At 70.2% G+C, this 15,762-nt stretch carries 11 protein-coding genes, 1 pseudogene and 2 riboswitches; of the genes and pseudogenes, 8 read left to right on the top strand and 4 right to left on the bottom strand.

Going from position 1 to position 15,762, the window contains the following annotated elements:
* Positions 1-49: 49 nt before the first annotated feature.
* From nadC to NFX31_RS05590, 4 genes are read right to left on the bottom strand one after another with little or no spacing between them, the layout of a single operon-like run.
* Positions 50-922, bottom strand: a complete 873-nt coding sequence (gene nadC / locus NFX31_RS05575) for a carboxylating nicotinate-nucleotide diphosphorylase (protein ID WP_262956959.1) — start codon at positions 920-922, stop codon at positions 50-52.
* Positions 919-2,577, bottom strand: a complete 1,659-nt coding sequence (gene nadB / locus NFX31_RS05580) for an L-aspartate oxidase (RefSeq protein ID WP_262956960.1) — start codon at positions 2,575-2,577, stop codon at positions 919-921. The genes nadC and nadB overlap by 4 nt, the downstream gene beginning before the upstream one ends.
* Complete coding sequence (nadA, locus tag NFX31_RS05585; protein WP_045251426.1) at positions 2,577-3,896, bottom strand: quinolinate synthase NadA; 1,320 nt, start codon at positions 3,894-3,896, stop codon at positions 2,577-2,579. The genes nadB and nadA overlap by 1 nt, the downstream gene beginning before the upstream one ends.
* Entirely contained in the window at positions 3,893-4,600 is a 708-nt protein-coding gene (locus NFX31_RS05590; protein WP_045251427.1) for an NUDIX hydrolase, read from the bottom strand. Before NFX31_RS05590 ends, nadA begins: the two co-directional genes overlap by 4 nt.
* A 107-nt stretch (positions 4,601-4,707) precedes the next feature.
* Here NFX31_RS05590 and NFX31_RS05595 point away from each other — a divergent pair.
* The 8 genes and pseudogenes from NFX31_RS05595 to NFX31_RS05630 all read left to right on the top strand — a co-directional run.
* Positions 4,708-5,454 (top strand): annotated as a pseudogene (locus tag NFX31_RS05595) (DUF817 domain-containing protein); the annotation flags it as partial.
* Positions 5,455-5,618: 164 nt separating this feature from the next.
* Positions 5,619-5,712, top strand: a riboswitch (glycine riboswitch).
* A 1-nt stretch (position 5,713) separates the two neighbouring features.
* Positions 5,714-5,816, top strand: a riboswitch (glycine riboswitch).
* A gap of 54 nt (positions 5,817-5,870) precedes the next feature.
* Complete coding sequence (gene gcvT / locus NFX31_RS05600) at positions 5,871-6,977, top strand: glycine cleavage system aminomethyltransferase GcvT (protein ID WP_262956961.1); 1,107 nt, start codon at positions 5,871-5,873, stop codon at positions 6,975-6,977.
* On the top strand, positions 6,974-7,351 hold the full coding sequence (gcvH, locus tag NFX31_RS05605; RefSeq protein ID WP_262956962.1) for a glycine cleavage system protein GcvH: 378 nt from the start codon (positions 6,974-6,976) through the stop codon (positions 7,349-7,351). The genes gcvT and gcvH overlap by 4 nt, the downstream gene beginning before the upstream one ends.
* 56 nt (positions 7,352-7,407) lie before the next feature.
* Positions 7,408-10,224, top strand: a complete 2,817-nt coding sequence (gcvP, locus tag NFX31_RS05610) for an aminomethyl-transferring glycine dehydrogenase (protein WP_045251483.1) — start codon at positions 7,408-7,410, stop codon at positions 10,222-10,224.
* A gap of 196 nt (positions 10,225-10,420) precedes the next feature.
* Positions 10,421-12,046: a peptide ABC transporter substrate-binding protein gene (locus tag NFX31_RS05615; RefSeq protein ID WP_045251430.1), complete on the top strand. Its 1,626-nt coding sequence runs from the start codon at positions 10,421-10,423 to the stop codon at positions 12,044-12,046.
* A gap of 184 nt (positions 12,047-12,230) precedes the next feature.
* Positions 12,231-13,160 carry an ABC transporter permease gene (locus tag NFX31_RS05620; RefSeq protein WP_045251431.1) on the top strand — a complete coding sequence of 310 codons (930 nt, stop codon included), beginning with the start codon at positions 12,231-12,233 and terminating at the stop codon, positions 13,158-13,160.
* Positions 13,150-14,091: an ABC transporter permease gene (locus NFX31_RS05625; RefSeq protein ID WP_045251432.1), complete on the top strand. Its 942-nt coding sequence runs from the start codon at positions 13,150-13,152 to the stop codon at positions 14,089-14,091. Before NFX31_RS05620 ends, NFX31_RS05625 begins: the two co-directional genes overlap by 11 nt.
* Complete coding sequence (locus NFX31_RS05630) at positions 14,088-15,761, top strand: dipeptide ABC transporter ATP-binding protein (RefSeq protein ID WP_045251433.1); 1,674 nt, start codon at positions 14,088-14,090, stop codon at positions 15,759-15,761. The genes NFX31_RS05625 and NFX31_RS05630 overlap by 4 nt, the downstream gene beginning before the upstream one ends.
* Position 15,762 lies beyond the last annotated feature (1 nt).

The following is a 15,762-nucleotide window of genomic DNA, read 5'->3' on the forward strand; positions in this document are numbered from 1 at the left end:
TCGCCGCGGACCGGCGAGGTCGCGGCGTGGTCGAGGTAGAGGGAGGTGCTCACGGGCCGTCGATCCGCACGTCGAGTCCGAGGTCGAGGGCGCGTGCCGAGTGCGTGAGCGCGCCCACCGAGATGACGTCGACCCCGGTGCCGGCGATCGCGCGCACGGTCTCGAGGCTCACCCCGCCCGATGCCTCGGCGGTCGCGCGACCGGCGATGAGCTCGACGCCGGCCCGCAGGTCCTCGAGCGAGAAGTTGTCCAGCAGCACCGTGTCGGCCCCGCCGTCGAGCACCGCGGGGATCTGATCGAGCCGGTCGACCTCCACGACCACGTGCACGGTGTGCGGCAGCGTCGCGATCGCCTCGCGGAGGGCGGTCGCGATGTCGCGACCCCCGCGCGTCAGCACGGCGAGGTGGTTGTCCTTCGCCATCACGGCGTCGGACAGCGAGAAGCGATGGTTGCGGCCGCCGCCCGCGACGACCGCGTGCCGCTCGAATGCGCGCAGCCCCGGCGTGGTCTTGCGGGTGTCGGCGATCCGCACCTGCTTCCCGTCCGGTCCGGCACCCTCGACGGCGGCGACGTACGCGGCCGTGAGCGTCGCGATGCCGCTGAGCCGCTGGGTGAAGTTGAGCGCCACGCGCTCGGCGGTGAGCACGCTCCGGGCGGATCCGGTCACGCTCGCGAGCACGTCGCCGGCTTCGAACGCATCGCCGTCCGCGACGTGCAGATCCACGACGGTCTCCGGATCCGTCAGCGCGAACGCGGCGGCGAACACGTCTCCGCCCGCAAGCACCCCTGGCTCGCGCGCCACGAGATCGGCGGTGGCGGTCGCCTCGGCGGGGAGCAGCGCGGTGCTGGTCAGGTCGCCCCAGGGGGCGTCCTCCTCGAGGGCGGCGCCGACGACGCGGTTCAGGACGGCGGGGGTGATCATCGGGCTCCGATCAGGGCGGGGGAGGGCTCGTCCACGGCAAGGGACGACGACGCGACGACATGGTGTGCGCCGAGAGAGAGCGGGCGTGCGAGGGCCGCGACGACCATGCGGTCGGCGACCTCGAGCAGGTTGACGTCCTCGATCGCCGCCCGCGACGTGCACGACGCAGGAGAGACCGCGTCGGATCCGCCTCCGGAGCGCGGCAGGGGTGGGATCTCCTGCGTCGTGTCCGCCCAGGGGATGCGCCTGTCCACCGGGGCGGCGGGAGTCCGGGCCGCACGCCAGGCGCGGATGGTGCTGAGGGCCTCGAGAAGGCCGTCGTGGGAGCGCAGCGGTCCGACGCGCTCCCACATCAGCCGCTGCAGGGCGGCGCGGGAGAACGGGCCGGCCTCGGACCGGGGGAGCGGCTCGACCATCGGATCCACCGATCCGGCCGTGTCGTCCGGGCCGCTCGGCCACGGCTGCCCGAGCGCCGCCGCCGCGCGCGCGCCGAACACCGCGCCCTCGAGCAGCGAGTTCGACGCGAGACGGTTCGCCCCGTGCACGCCGGTGCGGGCGCACTCGCCCACCGCGAACAGCCCGGGGAGCGTGGTGCGTCCGGAGGTGTCGGTCACGACGCCGCCCATGAGGTAGTGCGCCGCCGGAGTCACCGGGATCGGCTCCTGCGCCCAGTCGAAGCCGCGCTCCCGCGTCACGCGGTCGATCGTCGGGAAGCGGGCGGCCAGCCGTGCGGCGCTCCATCCCTCCCGCCGGCACAGGGCGGTCGCGTCGAGCCGCACCGGTCCGTCCTGCGCGGCGGCGCGACGCACGATGGCTCGGGCCACGACGTCGCGGGGGGCCAGTTCGCCGTCGGGATGCGCGTCGAAGACGAAACGGCGCCCCTCGTCGTCGATCAGGGTCGCGCCCTCGCCGCGCACGGCCTCGGAGATGAGGAAGGCCGGGCCGGGCGAGACCAGGATCGTGGGATGGAACTGCACGAATTCCAGATCCGCCACCGCCGCCCCGGCGCGCAGCGCCGCCGCGATCCCGTCGCCCGTGCACACCGCGGGAGCCGTCGTGTGCGCGAAGAGCTGCCCCGCGCCGCCGGTCGCGAGCACGACCGCGTCGGAGGGGAGATCCTCGACCCGCCCTTCCGCGAGCACCCGCGCGCCGCGCACGGCGCCGGCGGAGACCAGGAGATCGACGAGCAGGGCGTGCTCGCGCACCGGGATGCCGGCCTCCCGCACGCGGGCGCACAGGGCGGCCGAGATCGCCGCGCCGGTCGCGTCGCCGCCGGCGTGCGCGATGCGGGCGGCCGAGTGCGCGGCCTCGAGTCCGAGCCGGAGCGTCCCGTCGGCGTCGCGGTCGAAGGACACGCCGCGCGCGACGAGCTCGGCGATCCGGGCCGTCGCGTCGCGCACGAGCACGTCGACGGCGTCGGGGGCCGAGAGGCCCGCGCCGGCGACGAGGGTGTCCTCGGCATGCGCGGCAGGGGAGTCGCCCATCGCGTAGGCGCCGGCGATCCCGCCCTGGGCCAGAGCGGTCGCGCCGTCGCCGAGCGCATCCTTCACGATCACCTCGACGCGGTGACCCGCCTCGTGCGCGTGCAGGGCCGTGGTGAGGCCGGCGATGCCGCCGCCGATCACCAGCACGCGACGCCCGCCGCGGGCGCCCATCAGGCCACCGCCACCGGAGGCTTCGCGGCGAGCATCCGCTCCAGGGCGACCCGGGCCGGGTCGGCGACGTCGGCCGTGACCGTGATGCGGTTCGGGGTGCGCCCGGCGACGAGCTCCTCGAGCACCCAGGCGAGGTACCCGGGGTGGATCCGGTACATCGTCGAGCAGGGGCAGACCACCGGATCGAGGCAGAAGATCTCGTGCTGCGGGTACTGCGCGGCGAGCCGGCGGACGAGGTTGATCTCGGTGCCGACCGCGAACGTCGTGGGCTCCGTCGCGGCGGCGATGGCCTTGCGGATGTAGTCGGTGGATCCGGCCTCGTCGGCGGCGTCCACGACCTCCATCGGGCACTCGGGGTGCACGATCACCCGCACGCCGGGGTGCTCGGCGCGCGCCTGGTCGATCTGCGCGACGGTGAAGCGCCGGTGCACCGAGCAGAAGCCGTGCCACAGGATCACCCGCGCGTCCTGCAGCTCGGCGGACGAAGAGCCGCCGAGCGGCCGGCGCGGGTTCCACAGCGGCATCTGCTCGAGGGGCACGCCCATCGCCTTCGCTGTGTTGCGGCCCAGGTGCTGGTCGGGGAAGAACAGCACGCGCCGCCCGCGCGCGAACGCCCATTCGAGCACCGTGCGCGCGTTCGACGAGGTGCAGACGATGCCGCCGTGGCGCCCCACGAAGCCCTTGATCGCGGCGGAGGAGTTCATGTACGTCACGGGGATCACGGGGACGAGGCCCTCGTCGTCGGCCGCGTCGAGCGGTCCGTAGACCTCGGCGAGCTGCTCCCAGCACTCCTCGACCTGGTCGATCGAGGCCATGTCCGCCATCGAGCATCCCGCGGCGAGGTTCGGCAGGATCACGGCCTGGTCCGCGCCGGACAGCAGGTCGGCCGTCTCCGCCATGAAGTGCACGCCGCAGAACACGATGGCCTCCGCGGTCGGGTGCTCCTTGGCGGCGGTCGCGAGCTGGAAGGAGTCGCCCACGTAGTCGGCGTGCTGCACGACCTCCTCGCGCTGGTAGAAGTGCCCGAGCACGACGACGCGGTCGCCGAGGGTCTCCTTGGCGGCGCGGATGCGGGCGTGCAGCTCGTCCTCGTCGGCCTCGCGGTAGGCGACGGGCAGCTCACCCTGACGCGGTGCGCCGGTGGGGATCACATCGCCCATGGACGAGCCGGGGCCGTAGCCGGGGACGGCGTCGAAGTTCCACGGGCCTGCTGCGAGGTCGGTCGCACACGTGGACTCGGTGGAGGCGCCGGCGACGATGAGGCGCAGCGCGTGGTCGACGGACGGATCGACCGGGGGAAGCAGCGGGAGGGTGCTCATGAGGTTCTCGTCTCTTCGGGGGAGAGCGGGCCGCGGTCGGCGAGCTCGACGTCGGTGGCATCGCGGTACAGCCGGGCCGGGCGGTGGCTTCCGGTGCGGAACGCGTTGGTCGGGATGAGGGTGCGCGTGGCGTCGACCTGCCGGCGGAAGTTCGCCGGGTCGAGGCGGCGGCCCAGGATGGTCTCGTACGCCTCGCGGAGGTCGGCGAGGGTGAACTCCGGGGGCAGGAAGCCCTGCGCGACCCGGCTGTAGCCCACCTTGTTGCGCAGCCGCCAGAGCGCGTACTCGATGATGCGCGCGTGGTCGAACGCGAGTCCCGGCAGATCCTCGGCGTCGAACCAGGCGACGTTCTCCGGATCCGATCCGACTGCGCCGACGGACTCCTCCTCGCGCACGAGCGCCCAGTACACGACGGAGATCACCCGGCTCGGGGAGCGGTCCACCGCACCGAACGCGTAGAGCTGCTCGAGGTAGCTGGGGGCGAGCCCCGTCGTCTCGGCGAGCGTGCGGGCCGCCGCGGCGGCCAGGCTCTCCGCGTCGTCGAGCCATCCGCCCGGAAGCGCCCAGGCGCCCGCATGCGGGTCGCGCGTGCGCCGCACGAGCGGCAGCGCGAGCCGCGGCGCCTGGCCGCCGTCGCGGCGCAGCGTCAGGATCACGGTCGACACCGCGACGCGGATCCCGTCCTCGTGCTCGCTTCTGGTCATGGTGACACTAACCTCCGCGCATCATCTTATAGTCGCTGTGACCAGAACTCGCCATCATTACGGCGACCTCTCAGCCGCGCGCCCTCCGCGGCGGATAGCGTCGGGACATGCAGCAGCCGACGCGTCTCGAGGCGCGGATCGACGCCCGCGCTCGCCGGATCCTGGCGGGCGCCCCCACGACCGGCGTGCGCGGCTTCCTCGTCGAGGCGTCCGTGTTCGTCGCCAAGCAGGCGTGGGCGTGCGTGTTCGGCGCGGCCCTCCTCGTCGCGATCGTGCTCGTGCGCACGCTGTACCCGTCCGACCTCGCCCTGACCCGCAACGACCTGCTGACCCTCATCGCGGTGCTGATCCAGGTGGCGATGCTCGCCACGCGACTGGAGTCGGGGCGGGAGCTCTGGGTGATCATGCTGTTCCACGTGACGGGAACGGCGATGGAGCTGTTCAAGACCGATGCCGGCTCCTGGGCGTACGAGGCCGACGGCTTGCTGAGGATCGGCGCCGTCCCGCTGTTCAGCGGCTTCATGTATGCAGCGGTCGGCTCGTACATGGTGCGCGTGCACCGTTTGTTCGACCTCGCCTTCGTGCGCTATCCGCCGCGGTGGGCCACCGTGGTGCTGGCCGTGCTGATCTACGCGAACTTCTTCACGCACCACTGGATCTGGGATGCGCGCTGGGTGCTCACGGCGCTCGTCGTCGTCCTCTGGCTGCCGACCGTGATGCATGCGCGCGTGTGGCGGCGCACCCTCCGGATCCCGCTGCTGCTGCCGTTCGCCGGCGTCGCGCTGTTCATCTGGCTCGCCGAGAACATCGGCACGGCGAGCGGGGCCTGGCTCTATCCGGACCAGGTCGGGGGATGGCAGCCGGTCTCCCTGTCGAAGGTGTCCAGCTGGTTCTTGTTGATGATCATCTCGGTGGTGCTGGTGACCCTCGTGTTCCCGCCGCGCCCGCCCGGGAATCCGGCGGCACGACGGGCAACGCGCACGGTAGGATGGCGCAGGAAAACTGAACACGTGGCCGAATGGTCCGCGCGGGAGAGTCCGGTGATCGCAGCCGGACACCGAAGGAGCAAGCCTCCCCGCCAATCTCTCAGGTAACCGCACCGCGCAGACCCGGCCGCTCTGAAAAGCGATCTCGAGCGAAGCAAGAGATCCGCCGACGGTGAAAGCCCTTCGCGCACGCGCGCGGGCGAAGCTCTCAGGCTCATGACAGAGGGGGAGTTCTCGGATCCGCGCGCCGCACGGGTCCTCGCCGATCCGCACGGGAGAGCTCCATGACAGACGCCCGCTACACCCCCCTCCGGGAGCGCCACGAGGCGCTCGGGGCATCGTTCACCGACTTCGGCGGCTGGCAGATGCCGGTCCGCTACACGTCCGATCTGGCCGAGCACCACGCAGTGCGCGAGGCCGCGGGCATCTTCGACATCTCGCACATGGCCGAGTTCACGATCCGCGGGGCGGGCGCGGGGGACTACCTCGACTACGCCCTCGCCGGGCGGCTCTCGGCGCTCGCCGTCGGCAAGGCGAAGTACTCGCTGCTGCTCGCCGAAGACGGCGGGATCATCGACGACGTGATCGTCTACCGCCTCGCAGACGACGACTTCCTCATCATCAGCAACGCCGGCAACCGCGACGCGGTGCGCGAGGCGCTGCAGTCCCGCAGCGAGGGGCGAGACGTCGACGTCGTCGACGTCTCCGACGACTACGCGCTCATCGCCGTGCAGGGGCCCCACGCCGAGGCCATCCTGGCCGAGACCCAGGGCATCGCCGACGTCTCGATCCCGTGGGCGGAGCAGAAGTACTACGCCTGGGCGTCCGCGAGCTTCGCGGGCAGCCCCCTGCTCCTCGCACGCACCGGCTACACCGGTGAGGACGGCTTCGAGCTCCTCGTCGCCGCCGACGATGCGACCACCCTCTGGGACGCGGTCATCGCCGCGGGCGCGTCGCACGGTCTGGTGCCGGCAGGGCTCGCCGCCCGCGACACCCTGCGCCTGGAAGCCGGCATGCCGCTGTACGGCCACGAGCTGACCCTGCAGACGAAGCCCGCGCAGGCGGGCCTCGGCCGCGTCGTCGTCGCCGACAAGGAGAGCTTCGTCGGCAAGGACGGCGTGGCGCCCGCCGAGGGCGCGCGCGTGCTCGTCGGTCTCGCCGCGGAGGGCCGTCGCGCCGGACGCGCCGAGTACGCGGTCGTGACCGAGGACGGCACCGCCGTCGGCGAGATCACGAGCGGTGCCCTGAGCCCGACGCTCGGCCATCCGATCGCGATGGCGTTCGTCGACCCCGACGTCGCCTCCGGCTCCGTCCCCCTGTTCCTCGACGTGCGCGGCACGAAGATCCCCGCGTCCGTCACCGCCCTGCCTTTCTACCGGAGGAAGAAATGACCGATCTCAACACCCTGCACTACAGCGAAGAGCACGAGTGGGTCGCCGTCGACGGCGACAGCGCGACGATCGGGATCACCGACTTCGCCGCCGACGCCCTCGGTGACATCGTCTTCGTGGAGCTGCCCGCCGTGGGCAGCTCGTTCAGCCGCGGCGATGTCTTCGGCGAGGCCGAGTCCACCAAGTCGGTCTCCGAGCTCTACGCGCCCGTCGACGGCACGGTCGTCGAGATCAACGACGCCGTGATCGACGACCCGTCCCTGGTCAACTCCGCGCCCTTCGAGGGCGGATGGCTGATCAAGGTCTCCGTCGCCGCGGGCGCCGTGGACGGCCTGCTCGACCGCGCCGCCTACGTCGCTCACACGGAGGGCTGAGGGTGACCGCGTTCCTCGACCGCCACATCGGCACCACCGCCGACGCCCAGCGGGCGATGCTCGACGCGATCGGCATCTCCTCCGGCGCCGACGAGCGTCCGGTCGACGCGCTCATGCGCGAGGCCGTGCCCGCCTCCATCCGCTCCGCTGCGGATCGCGTCAGCGTGCTCCCGGCCGCCGCGAGCGAGGCGGAGGCTCTGGCCGAGCTGCGCGCCCTCGCCGGCCGCAACACGGTGAACCGCCCCATGATCGGCCTCGGCTACTACGGCACGTTCACGCCCAGCGTGATCCAGCGCAATGTGCTGGAGAACCCGTCCTGGTACACGGCCTACACGCCCTACCAGCCCGAGATCTCGCAGGGCCGGCTCGAGGCGCTGATCAACTTCCAGACCATGGTCTCGGAGCTGACCGGCCTCGACACGGCCAACGCCTCCATGCTCGACGAGTCCTCCGCGGTCGCCGAAGGCATGCTGCTCGCGCGTCGCGGTTCCAAGACGGCCTCGAACGTCTTCGTGGTCGACGCGGACGCCCTGCCCCAGACCAAGGCCCTGCTCGCGACCCGCGCCGACGCCGTCGGCATCGAGCTCGTGGAGCGCGACCTCGCCGGCGGCGAGACCCTGCCCGAGGCGCTGTTCGGCGTGTTCGTGCAGTACCCGGGGGCCTCCGGCCGGATCTGGGATCCTTCTGCCGTCATCGACGCCGCGCATCTGGCGGGCGGCCTCGCGGTCGTCGCGGCCGATCTGCTCGCGCTCACCCTGATCGCCTCGCCGGGCTCGCTCGGCGCCGACGTCGCGGTGGGCACCACGCAGCGCTTCGGCGTGCCGATGGGCTTCGGCGGTCCGCACGCGGGCTACATGGCCGTGCGCTCGGGCCTCGAGCGACAGCTGCCCGGCCGCCTGGTCGGCGTCTCGCAGGACGCGGACGGCCACCCGGCCTACCGCCTCGCCCTGCAGACGCGCGAGCAGCACATCCGCCGCGAGAAGGCCACCTCGAACATCTGCACCGCCCAGGTGCTTCTGGCCGTCATGGCCTCGATGTACGCGGTGTACCACGGGCCGGAAGGGCTGAAGGAGATCGCGACCGGCGTCGCCTCCAAGGCGCGCTTCCTGGCCACGCAGCTGGAGAAGGCGGGTGCGGAGATCGTGCACGCCGACTACTTCGACACGATCACCGTGCGCGTCCCCGGGCGCGCGGACGCGATCGTCGCCGACGCGCACGCCGCGGGGATCCTGCTCAACCCGGTCGACGCCGACACCGTGAGCATCGCGGCGGACGAGACCACGACCTATGAGGACATCCTCGCCGTCGCGACCGTGTTCGGCGCGGGCGAGGGCTCGTTCGCGTACATCCCGGTCACGAGCGTGCCTGCGGCCCTCGCCCGTCAGGACGAGTACCTCACCCACCCGGTGTTCCACGCCCACCGCTCGGAGACCGCCATGATGCGGTACCTGAAGAGCCTCGCGGACCGCGACTACGCGCTCGACCGCGGCATGATCCCGCTCGGATCCTGCACGATGAAGCTCAACGCGGCGACCGAGATGGCGGCCATCACCTGGCCCGAGTTCGCCCAGCTGCACCCGTTCGCCCCCGAGGCGGACGTGCAGGGCTCGCTCGAGCTGATCGATCAGCTCGAGGCGTGGCTCGCCGACGTCACCGGCTACGACGCGGTGTCCCTGCAGCCGAACGCCGGCTCGCAGGGCGAGCTCGCGGGTCTCCTGGCGATCCGCGGCTACCACCTCGCCAACGGCGACGACCACCGCACGGTGTGCCTGATCCCGTCGTCGGCGCACGGCACCAACGCGGCCAGCGCGGTGCTGGCGGGCATGAAGGTCGTCGTCGTGGCGACCGATGAGTTGGGCAACGTGGACCTCGACGACCTGCGCGCCAAGATCGCGCAGCACGCCGACGAGATCGCCGCGCTCATGATCACCTACCCGTCCACGCACGGCGTGTACGAGCACGACGTGCTCGACATCACCGCCGCGGTGCACGAGGCCGGCGGCCAGGTGTACATCGACGGCGCCAACCTCAACGCGCTGCTCGGATACTCCCGGTTCGGCGACCTGGGCGGCGACGTCTCGCACCTCAACCTGCACAAGACGTTCGCGATCCCGCACGGCGGCGGCGGTCCCGGCGTCGGTCCGGTGGGGGCGAAGGCCCACCTCGCGCCGTACCTGCCGGGCCACCCGCAGGCGCAGCGCACGACCCACGCGGGCGGCTACGTGTTCGACGGCGGTCCGGTCTCGGCGGCGCCGTACGGATCCGCCGGCGTCCTCCCCATCTCCTGGGCGTACGTGCGGATGATGGGCGCGGACGGCCTGCGCGATGCGACGGCGGCGGCCGTGCTGGCGGCGAACTACGTCGCCGCGCGGCTCGGCGAGCACTTCCCGGTGCTGTACACCGGCGAGAGCGACCGCGTGGCGCACGAGTGCATCCTCGATCTGCGTCCCCTCAAGGAGGCGACCGGGATCACGGTCGACGATGTCGCCAAGCGCCTCATCGACTACGGCTTCCACGCGCCCACGATGTCGTTCCCGGTCGCGGGCACGCTCATGGTGGAGCCCACGGAGTCGGAGGACCTCGGCGAGCTGGAGCGGTTCGTGGAGGCCATGATCCAGATCAAGGCGGAGGCCGACGAGGTCGCCGCGGGCGTCTGGCCGGCCGACGACAACCCGCTCGTGCACGCCCCGCACACCGCCGCCTCGCTCATCGAGGGGGAGTGGCAGCACGCCTACACGCGCGAGAAGGCCGCGTATCCGGTGCGCGCGCTCATCGCGGGCAAGTACTGGCCGCCGGTGCGCCGCATCGACAACGCCTACGGGGACCGCAACCTGGTCTGCGCGTGCCCGCCGGTGGAGGCGTTCGCACTGTAGTCGACGGCATCGATCGAGAATCGCCGAGGCGCCCCGGGATCCGCTCCCGGGGCGCCTCGTCGTTCAGGTCACCGGTGAATAACGGTTAACGTCGCGCATTCGTCCGATCGGCGCCACGGCGGTTACCCTCGAATATCCCTACATGCTCGACGACGAGCGTGCAGATTGCTGTCAACTGTCCACAGGAGGACACAACGTGAAGCGCAACAAGATCGCCCTCGCGGGCGTCGGGCTGCTCGCCGCGGGCGCACTCGCCCTCGCCGGCTGCTCGAGCAAGACCGGTGGAGACACCACCCCCACCAAGGGCGGCGACTCCAAGGCCATCATCAAGGTCAGCGGCAACGAGCCCGAGAACCCGCTGATCCCGACGAACACCAACGAGGTCGGCGGCGGCAAGATCCTCGACTCGATCTTCGCCGGACTCGCGTACTACGACGCCAAGGGCAAGCTCGTCAACGACATGGCTGAGTCCATCAAGGTCGACGACCCCTCCGACCTGACGATCAAGCTGAAGGAGGGCAACACCTTCTCCAACGGCGAGAAGGTCACGGCCGACAGCTTCATCAACGCGTGGCAGTACGGCGCGCTGTTCTCGAACAAGCAGCTCAACCAGTCCTGGTTCAGCGACATCGAGGGCTTCAGCGACTCGGCCGACTCCCCGCTGACCGGTCTGAAGAAGACCGACGACTACACGTTCAGCATCAAGCTCTCGAACCCCGTCGCGGCGGACTTCTCGCAGCGCCTCGGCTACTCGGCGTACTACCCGCTGCCCGAGGCCGGCCTGAAGGACATGGCGACCTTCGGCGAGAACCCGATCGGCAACGGTCCGTACAAGCTGGCCAAGACCGGTGCCTGGCAGCACAAGATCCAGCTCGACCTGGTCAAGAACGACACCTACAAGGGTGGACGCCAGGCCAAGAACGGCGGACTCACGTTCGTCTTCTACGCGAGCGCGGACGCTGAGTACGCCGACCTGCAGAGCAACAAGGTCGACGTGATCGACCAGATCCCGTCCTCGGCGCAGCAGACGTTCGAGTCCGACCTGGGCGACCGCGCGGTCAACCAGCCGGCCGCGATCTTCCAGTCGTTCTCGATCCCGGGCAACCTCGAGCACTTCACGGGCGACGAGGGCAAGCTCCGTCGTGAGGCCATCTCGATGGCCATCGACCGCGCCGCGATCACCAAGACGATCTTCAACAACACCCGCACCCCCGCCAGCGACTTCACCTCGCCGGTCATCGCGGGCTGGTCGGACTCCCTCAAGGGCGCCGACGTGCTGAAGTTCGACGCCAAGAAGGCGAAGGAGCTGTGGGCCGAGGCCGACAAGATCTCGCCGTGGTCGGGCAAGTTCCAGATCGCGTACAACTCCGACTCCGCGCACCAGGCCTGGGTCGACGCCGTGTCGAACCAGCTGAAGAACAACCTCGGCATCGACGCGTCGGGCAACCCGTACGTCGACTTCGCCTCGCTCCGCAAGGACGTGAACGCCCGCTCCATCAAGACGGCGTTCCGCACCGGCTGGCAGGCCGACTACCCGGCGCAGTACAACTTCCTGCAGCCGCTGTACTCGACCAAGGCGTCGTCGAACGACACCGACTACTCGAACCCCGACTTCGACAAGCTCGTCGCCAAGGGCGCGTCCGAGTCCGACCAGTCGGCTGCGACGAAGGACTACCAGCAGGCCCAGGAGCTCCTCCTGAAGGACCTGCCGGCGATCCCGCTGTGGTACTCGAACGTCAACGGCGGCTTCGCCAAGGGCGTGAACAACGTCCAGTTCGGGTGGAACTCGGTTCCGCTGTACTACGAGATCACCAAGGGCTGACCGGCCCGAGGGATCACACCCGCGAGGCGGTGACGATCACGTCACCGCCTCGCGCGCTGTCAAAACAGTGCAAACCCAAAGTGTCGTGCGCGTCGAACACGTGACACGATTCTCAGTGAGGCGTCGCACCCGCGCGGATCGTGCCGGGCTCCCGAGACGCCTCCTCATCTGAAAGGAGGGGCGGATGGTCGGCTACATCCTCAAACGCCTCTTGCAGGTGATCCCCGTCTTCCTCGGGGCCACCCTGCTCATCTATTTCCTGGTGTTCGCCATGCCAGGCGATCCCATCGCTGCGCTCTTCGGCGACAAGCAGCCCAGCAAGCAGCTCCACGACGCGCTCGTGGCGCAATACCACCTCGACCAGCCGTTCATCGTGCAGTACGGCTACTACCTGGCGGGGATCTTCCGCGGCGACATGGGGACCACGTTCTCCGGCCGCTCGGTGAACGACGTCCTGGCGGCGACGCTGCCGGTCACGGGACGCCTCGCCGTCATGGCGATCGGCATCGAGTTCACGCTCGCGATCATCATCGGCACGTTCTCCGCGCTCCGCAAGGGCAAGATCTTCGACAACTCGATGCTCGTGCTGTCGCTGATCTTCATCTCGCTGCCGGTGTTCGTGCTCGCCTTCCTCGCCCAGTACTTCCTCGCGGTCAAGCTGCAGTGGTTCAGCCCCACGGTCGGCGCCGACAACGACTGGGGCGGGATGTGGCTGCCGGCGATCGTCCTCGGCATCAGCCTCTATGCGACCAGCATGCGGCTCATGCGCGGTTCCGTGATCGACACCCTCAACCAGGACTGGGTGCGCACGGCGTACAGCAAGGGCCTGCCGCGCCGCCGAGTCATCCCGGTGCACGTGCTGCGCAACTCGCTGATCCCCGTGATCACCAACTCCGCGACGAACTTCGGCGTTCTGCTGGTGGGCGCGACCGTCACCGAGGGCATCTTCAACGTGCCCGGCGTCGGCAACACCCTGTTCCACGCGGTGCTGCAGCACGAAGGTCCGACCATCGTCTCCTTCGTGACGGTGTTCGTGATCATCTACGTGCTCGTCAACCTCGTCGTGGACATGCTCTACGGCCTGCTCGACCCGAGGATCCGCTATGTCAAGTGACGCCGCGACGCACTACGTCGCCCCCATCAAGGACGGCACCATCGCCGTCGACATCGTCAAGATCGCCGAGAAGCCGTCCAACCTGTGGCGCGACGCCTGGGCGGACATCCGCCGTCGGCCGATGTTCTGGATCTCGATGGTCATCGTCGTGATCGTGCTGCTCATGGCGGTCTGGCCGACGCTCTTCACGCAGACGCCGCCGAACAGCAACTGCCAGCTGTCCGACTCGAACGGCGGCCCGACCGCCGGGCATCCGCTGGGCTTCACCTTCCAGGGCTGCGACATCTACGCCCGCACGGTCTGGGGTGCGCGCACCTCGGTGTCGGTCGGCCTGCTCGCCACGCTGATCGGCTCCGTGATCGGACTGATCATGGGCGCTCTCGCCGGGTTCTACGGCGGGTGGCTCGACGGTCTGCTCTCGCGCATCGGCGACATCTTCTTCTCGATCCCGTACATCCTGGCGGCGGTCGTGGTGATGAGCGTGTTCGCGCAGTTCCGCAACGTGTTCACCCTCGCCTTCGCGATCGGCGGCTTCGCCTGGGCCTCGACGGCCCGCGTCGTGCGCGCCGAAGTGCTGAGAGTGAGGCAGGCGGACTTCGTGATGGCCTCCCGGGCGCTCGGCAAGTCGCGCTTCGGCACGCTGGTGTCGCACGTGATCCCCAACGCGATCGCTCCGCTGCTCGTCGTGACCACGCTGAGCCTCGCCGCGGCCATCGTCGCGGAGGCGACGCTGTCGTTCCTCGGCGTCGGTCTCGGCAGCGACACCATGAGCTGGGGCAACGACATCAGCCAGGCGCAGCAGTCGCTGCGCGTCGCGCCGATGGCGCTCATCTATCCGTCGATCGCGCTGACCATCACGGTGCTCGCGTTCATCATGCTGGGCGAGCTCGTGCGAGACGCCCTCGACCCGAGAGCGAGGGCGCGCCGATGAGCACCACCGCCGACACGCCGCTGCTGCGGATCCGCGACCTGAAGGTGGCCTTCGACACTCAGAAGGGCTCGCGCGAGGTTCTGCACGGCGTCAACCTCGACCTGTATGCCGGCGAGACGCTGGCCATCGTGGGCGAGTCCGGATCCGGCAAGTCGACGACCGCGTCCGCGATCATCAACCTGCTGCCCGGCACCGGCCACGTCACCGCGGGGAGCATCACCCTCGACGGTCAGGAGCTGACCGGTCTCACCGAGGGCCAGATGGAGAAGATCCGCGGTCGCGAGATCGGCTATGTCCCGCAGGATCCGATGTCCAACCTCAACCCGGTCTGGTCGATCGGCTTCCAGGTCAAGGAGGCGATCCGTGCGAACGGCCTCGCCAACGGCCGTAAGGAGATCGAGGCGCGGGCCATCGAGGTGCTGCAGCAGGCGGGTCTCGCCGACGCCGCCAAGCGTCTGCACCAGTACCCGCACCAGTTCTCCGGAGGCATGCGTCAGCGCGCCCTGATCGGCATCGGCCTCGCGGCCGATCCGAAGCTGCTCATCGCGGACGAGCCCACCTCGGCGCTCGACGTGACCGTGCAGCGCGTGATCCTGGATCACCTGGCGTCGCTCACCAAGGAGAAGGGCACCTCGGTCCTGCTGATCACGCACGACCTCGGCCTCGCGGCCGAGCGTGCCGAGAAGATCATCGTCATGCAGAACGGCGAGATCGTCGAGGCAGGCCCCAGCCGGGAGATCCTGGAGAACCCGCTGCACCCGTACACGAAGAAGCTGGTGGCCGCGGCGCCCAGCATCGCGTCGCAGCGGATCCAGGCCGTCCACGAGCGGCAGGGCATCGAGACCAGCGAGGACATCGCCGGCATCCCGCCGACCGTGTCCGTGCGGAACCTGACCAAGGACTACAAGATCCGTCAGGGCCAGTTCCGCAGCGTCCCGTTCCGGGCCGTCGACGACGTCTCGTTCGACATCCCGAAGGGCAAGACGCTGGCGCTGGTCGGCGAGTCGGGGTCGGGCAAGTCCACCGTCGCGAAGATGGTGCTCAAGCTCGAGGACGTGACGAGCGGATCGATCGCGATCGACGGCGTCGACACGGCCGGCCTGTCCGGTCGCGAGACCCTCGCGCTGCGCCGGCGCATGCAGCCGGTGTTCCAGGACCCGTACGGATCCATGGACCCGCTGCGCAACATCGGCAACACGATCTCGGAGCCCCTGGACATCCACGGCGTGGGCGACAAGGCCTCGCGCCAGGAGCGCGTGCTCGAGCTGCTCGACCAGGTGTCGCTGCCGCGCGAGCTGGCGACGCGGTATCCGAACGAGCTGTCCGGCGGTCAGCGTCAGCGTGTCGCGATCGCGCGCGCCCTGGCGCTCAAGCCCGACATCGTCGTCCTCGACGAGGCGGTCTCCGCGCTCGACGTGCTGGTGCAGGACCAGATCCTGAAGCTGCTCGCCGAGCTGCAGAGCGAGCTCGACCTCACCTATCTCTTCATCACCCACGACCTCGCGGTCGTGCGCGTCGCCGCCGACCTGGTGTGCGTCATGGAGAAGGGCAAGCTGGTCGAGCAGGGCACGGTGGACGAGATCTTCGCCAACCCGCAACAGGAGTACACGGATCGTCTGCTCCAGGCGATCCCCGGCGTCTCGATCGCCCTGGGCGGTCGCGGCGCGTGAG

It is taken from the genome of Microbacterium azadirachtae, assembly GCF_025583665.1.
Taxonomy (GTDB): domain Bacteria; phylum Actinomycetota; class Actinomycetes; order Actinomycetales; family Microbacteriaceae; genus Microbacterium; species Microbacterium azadirachtae.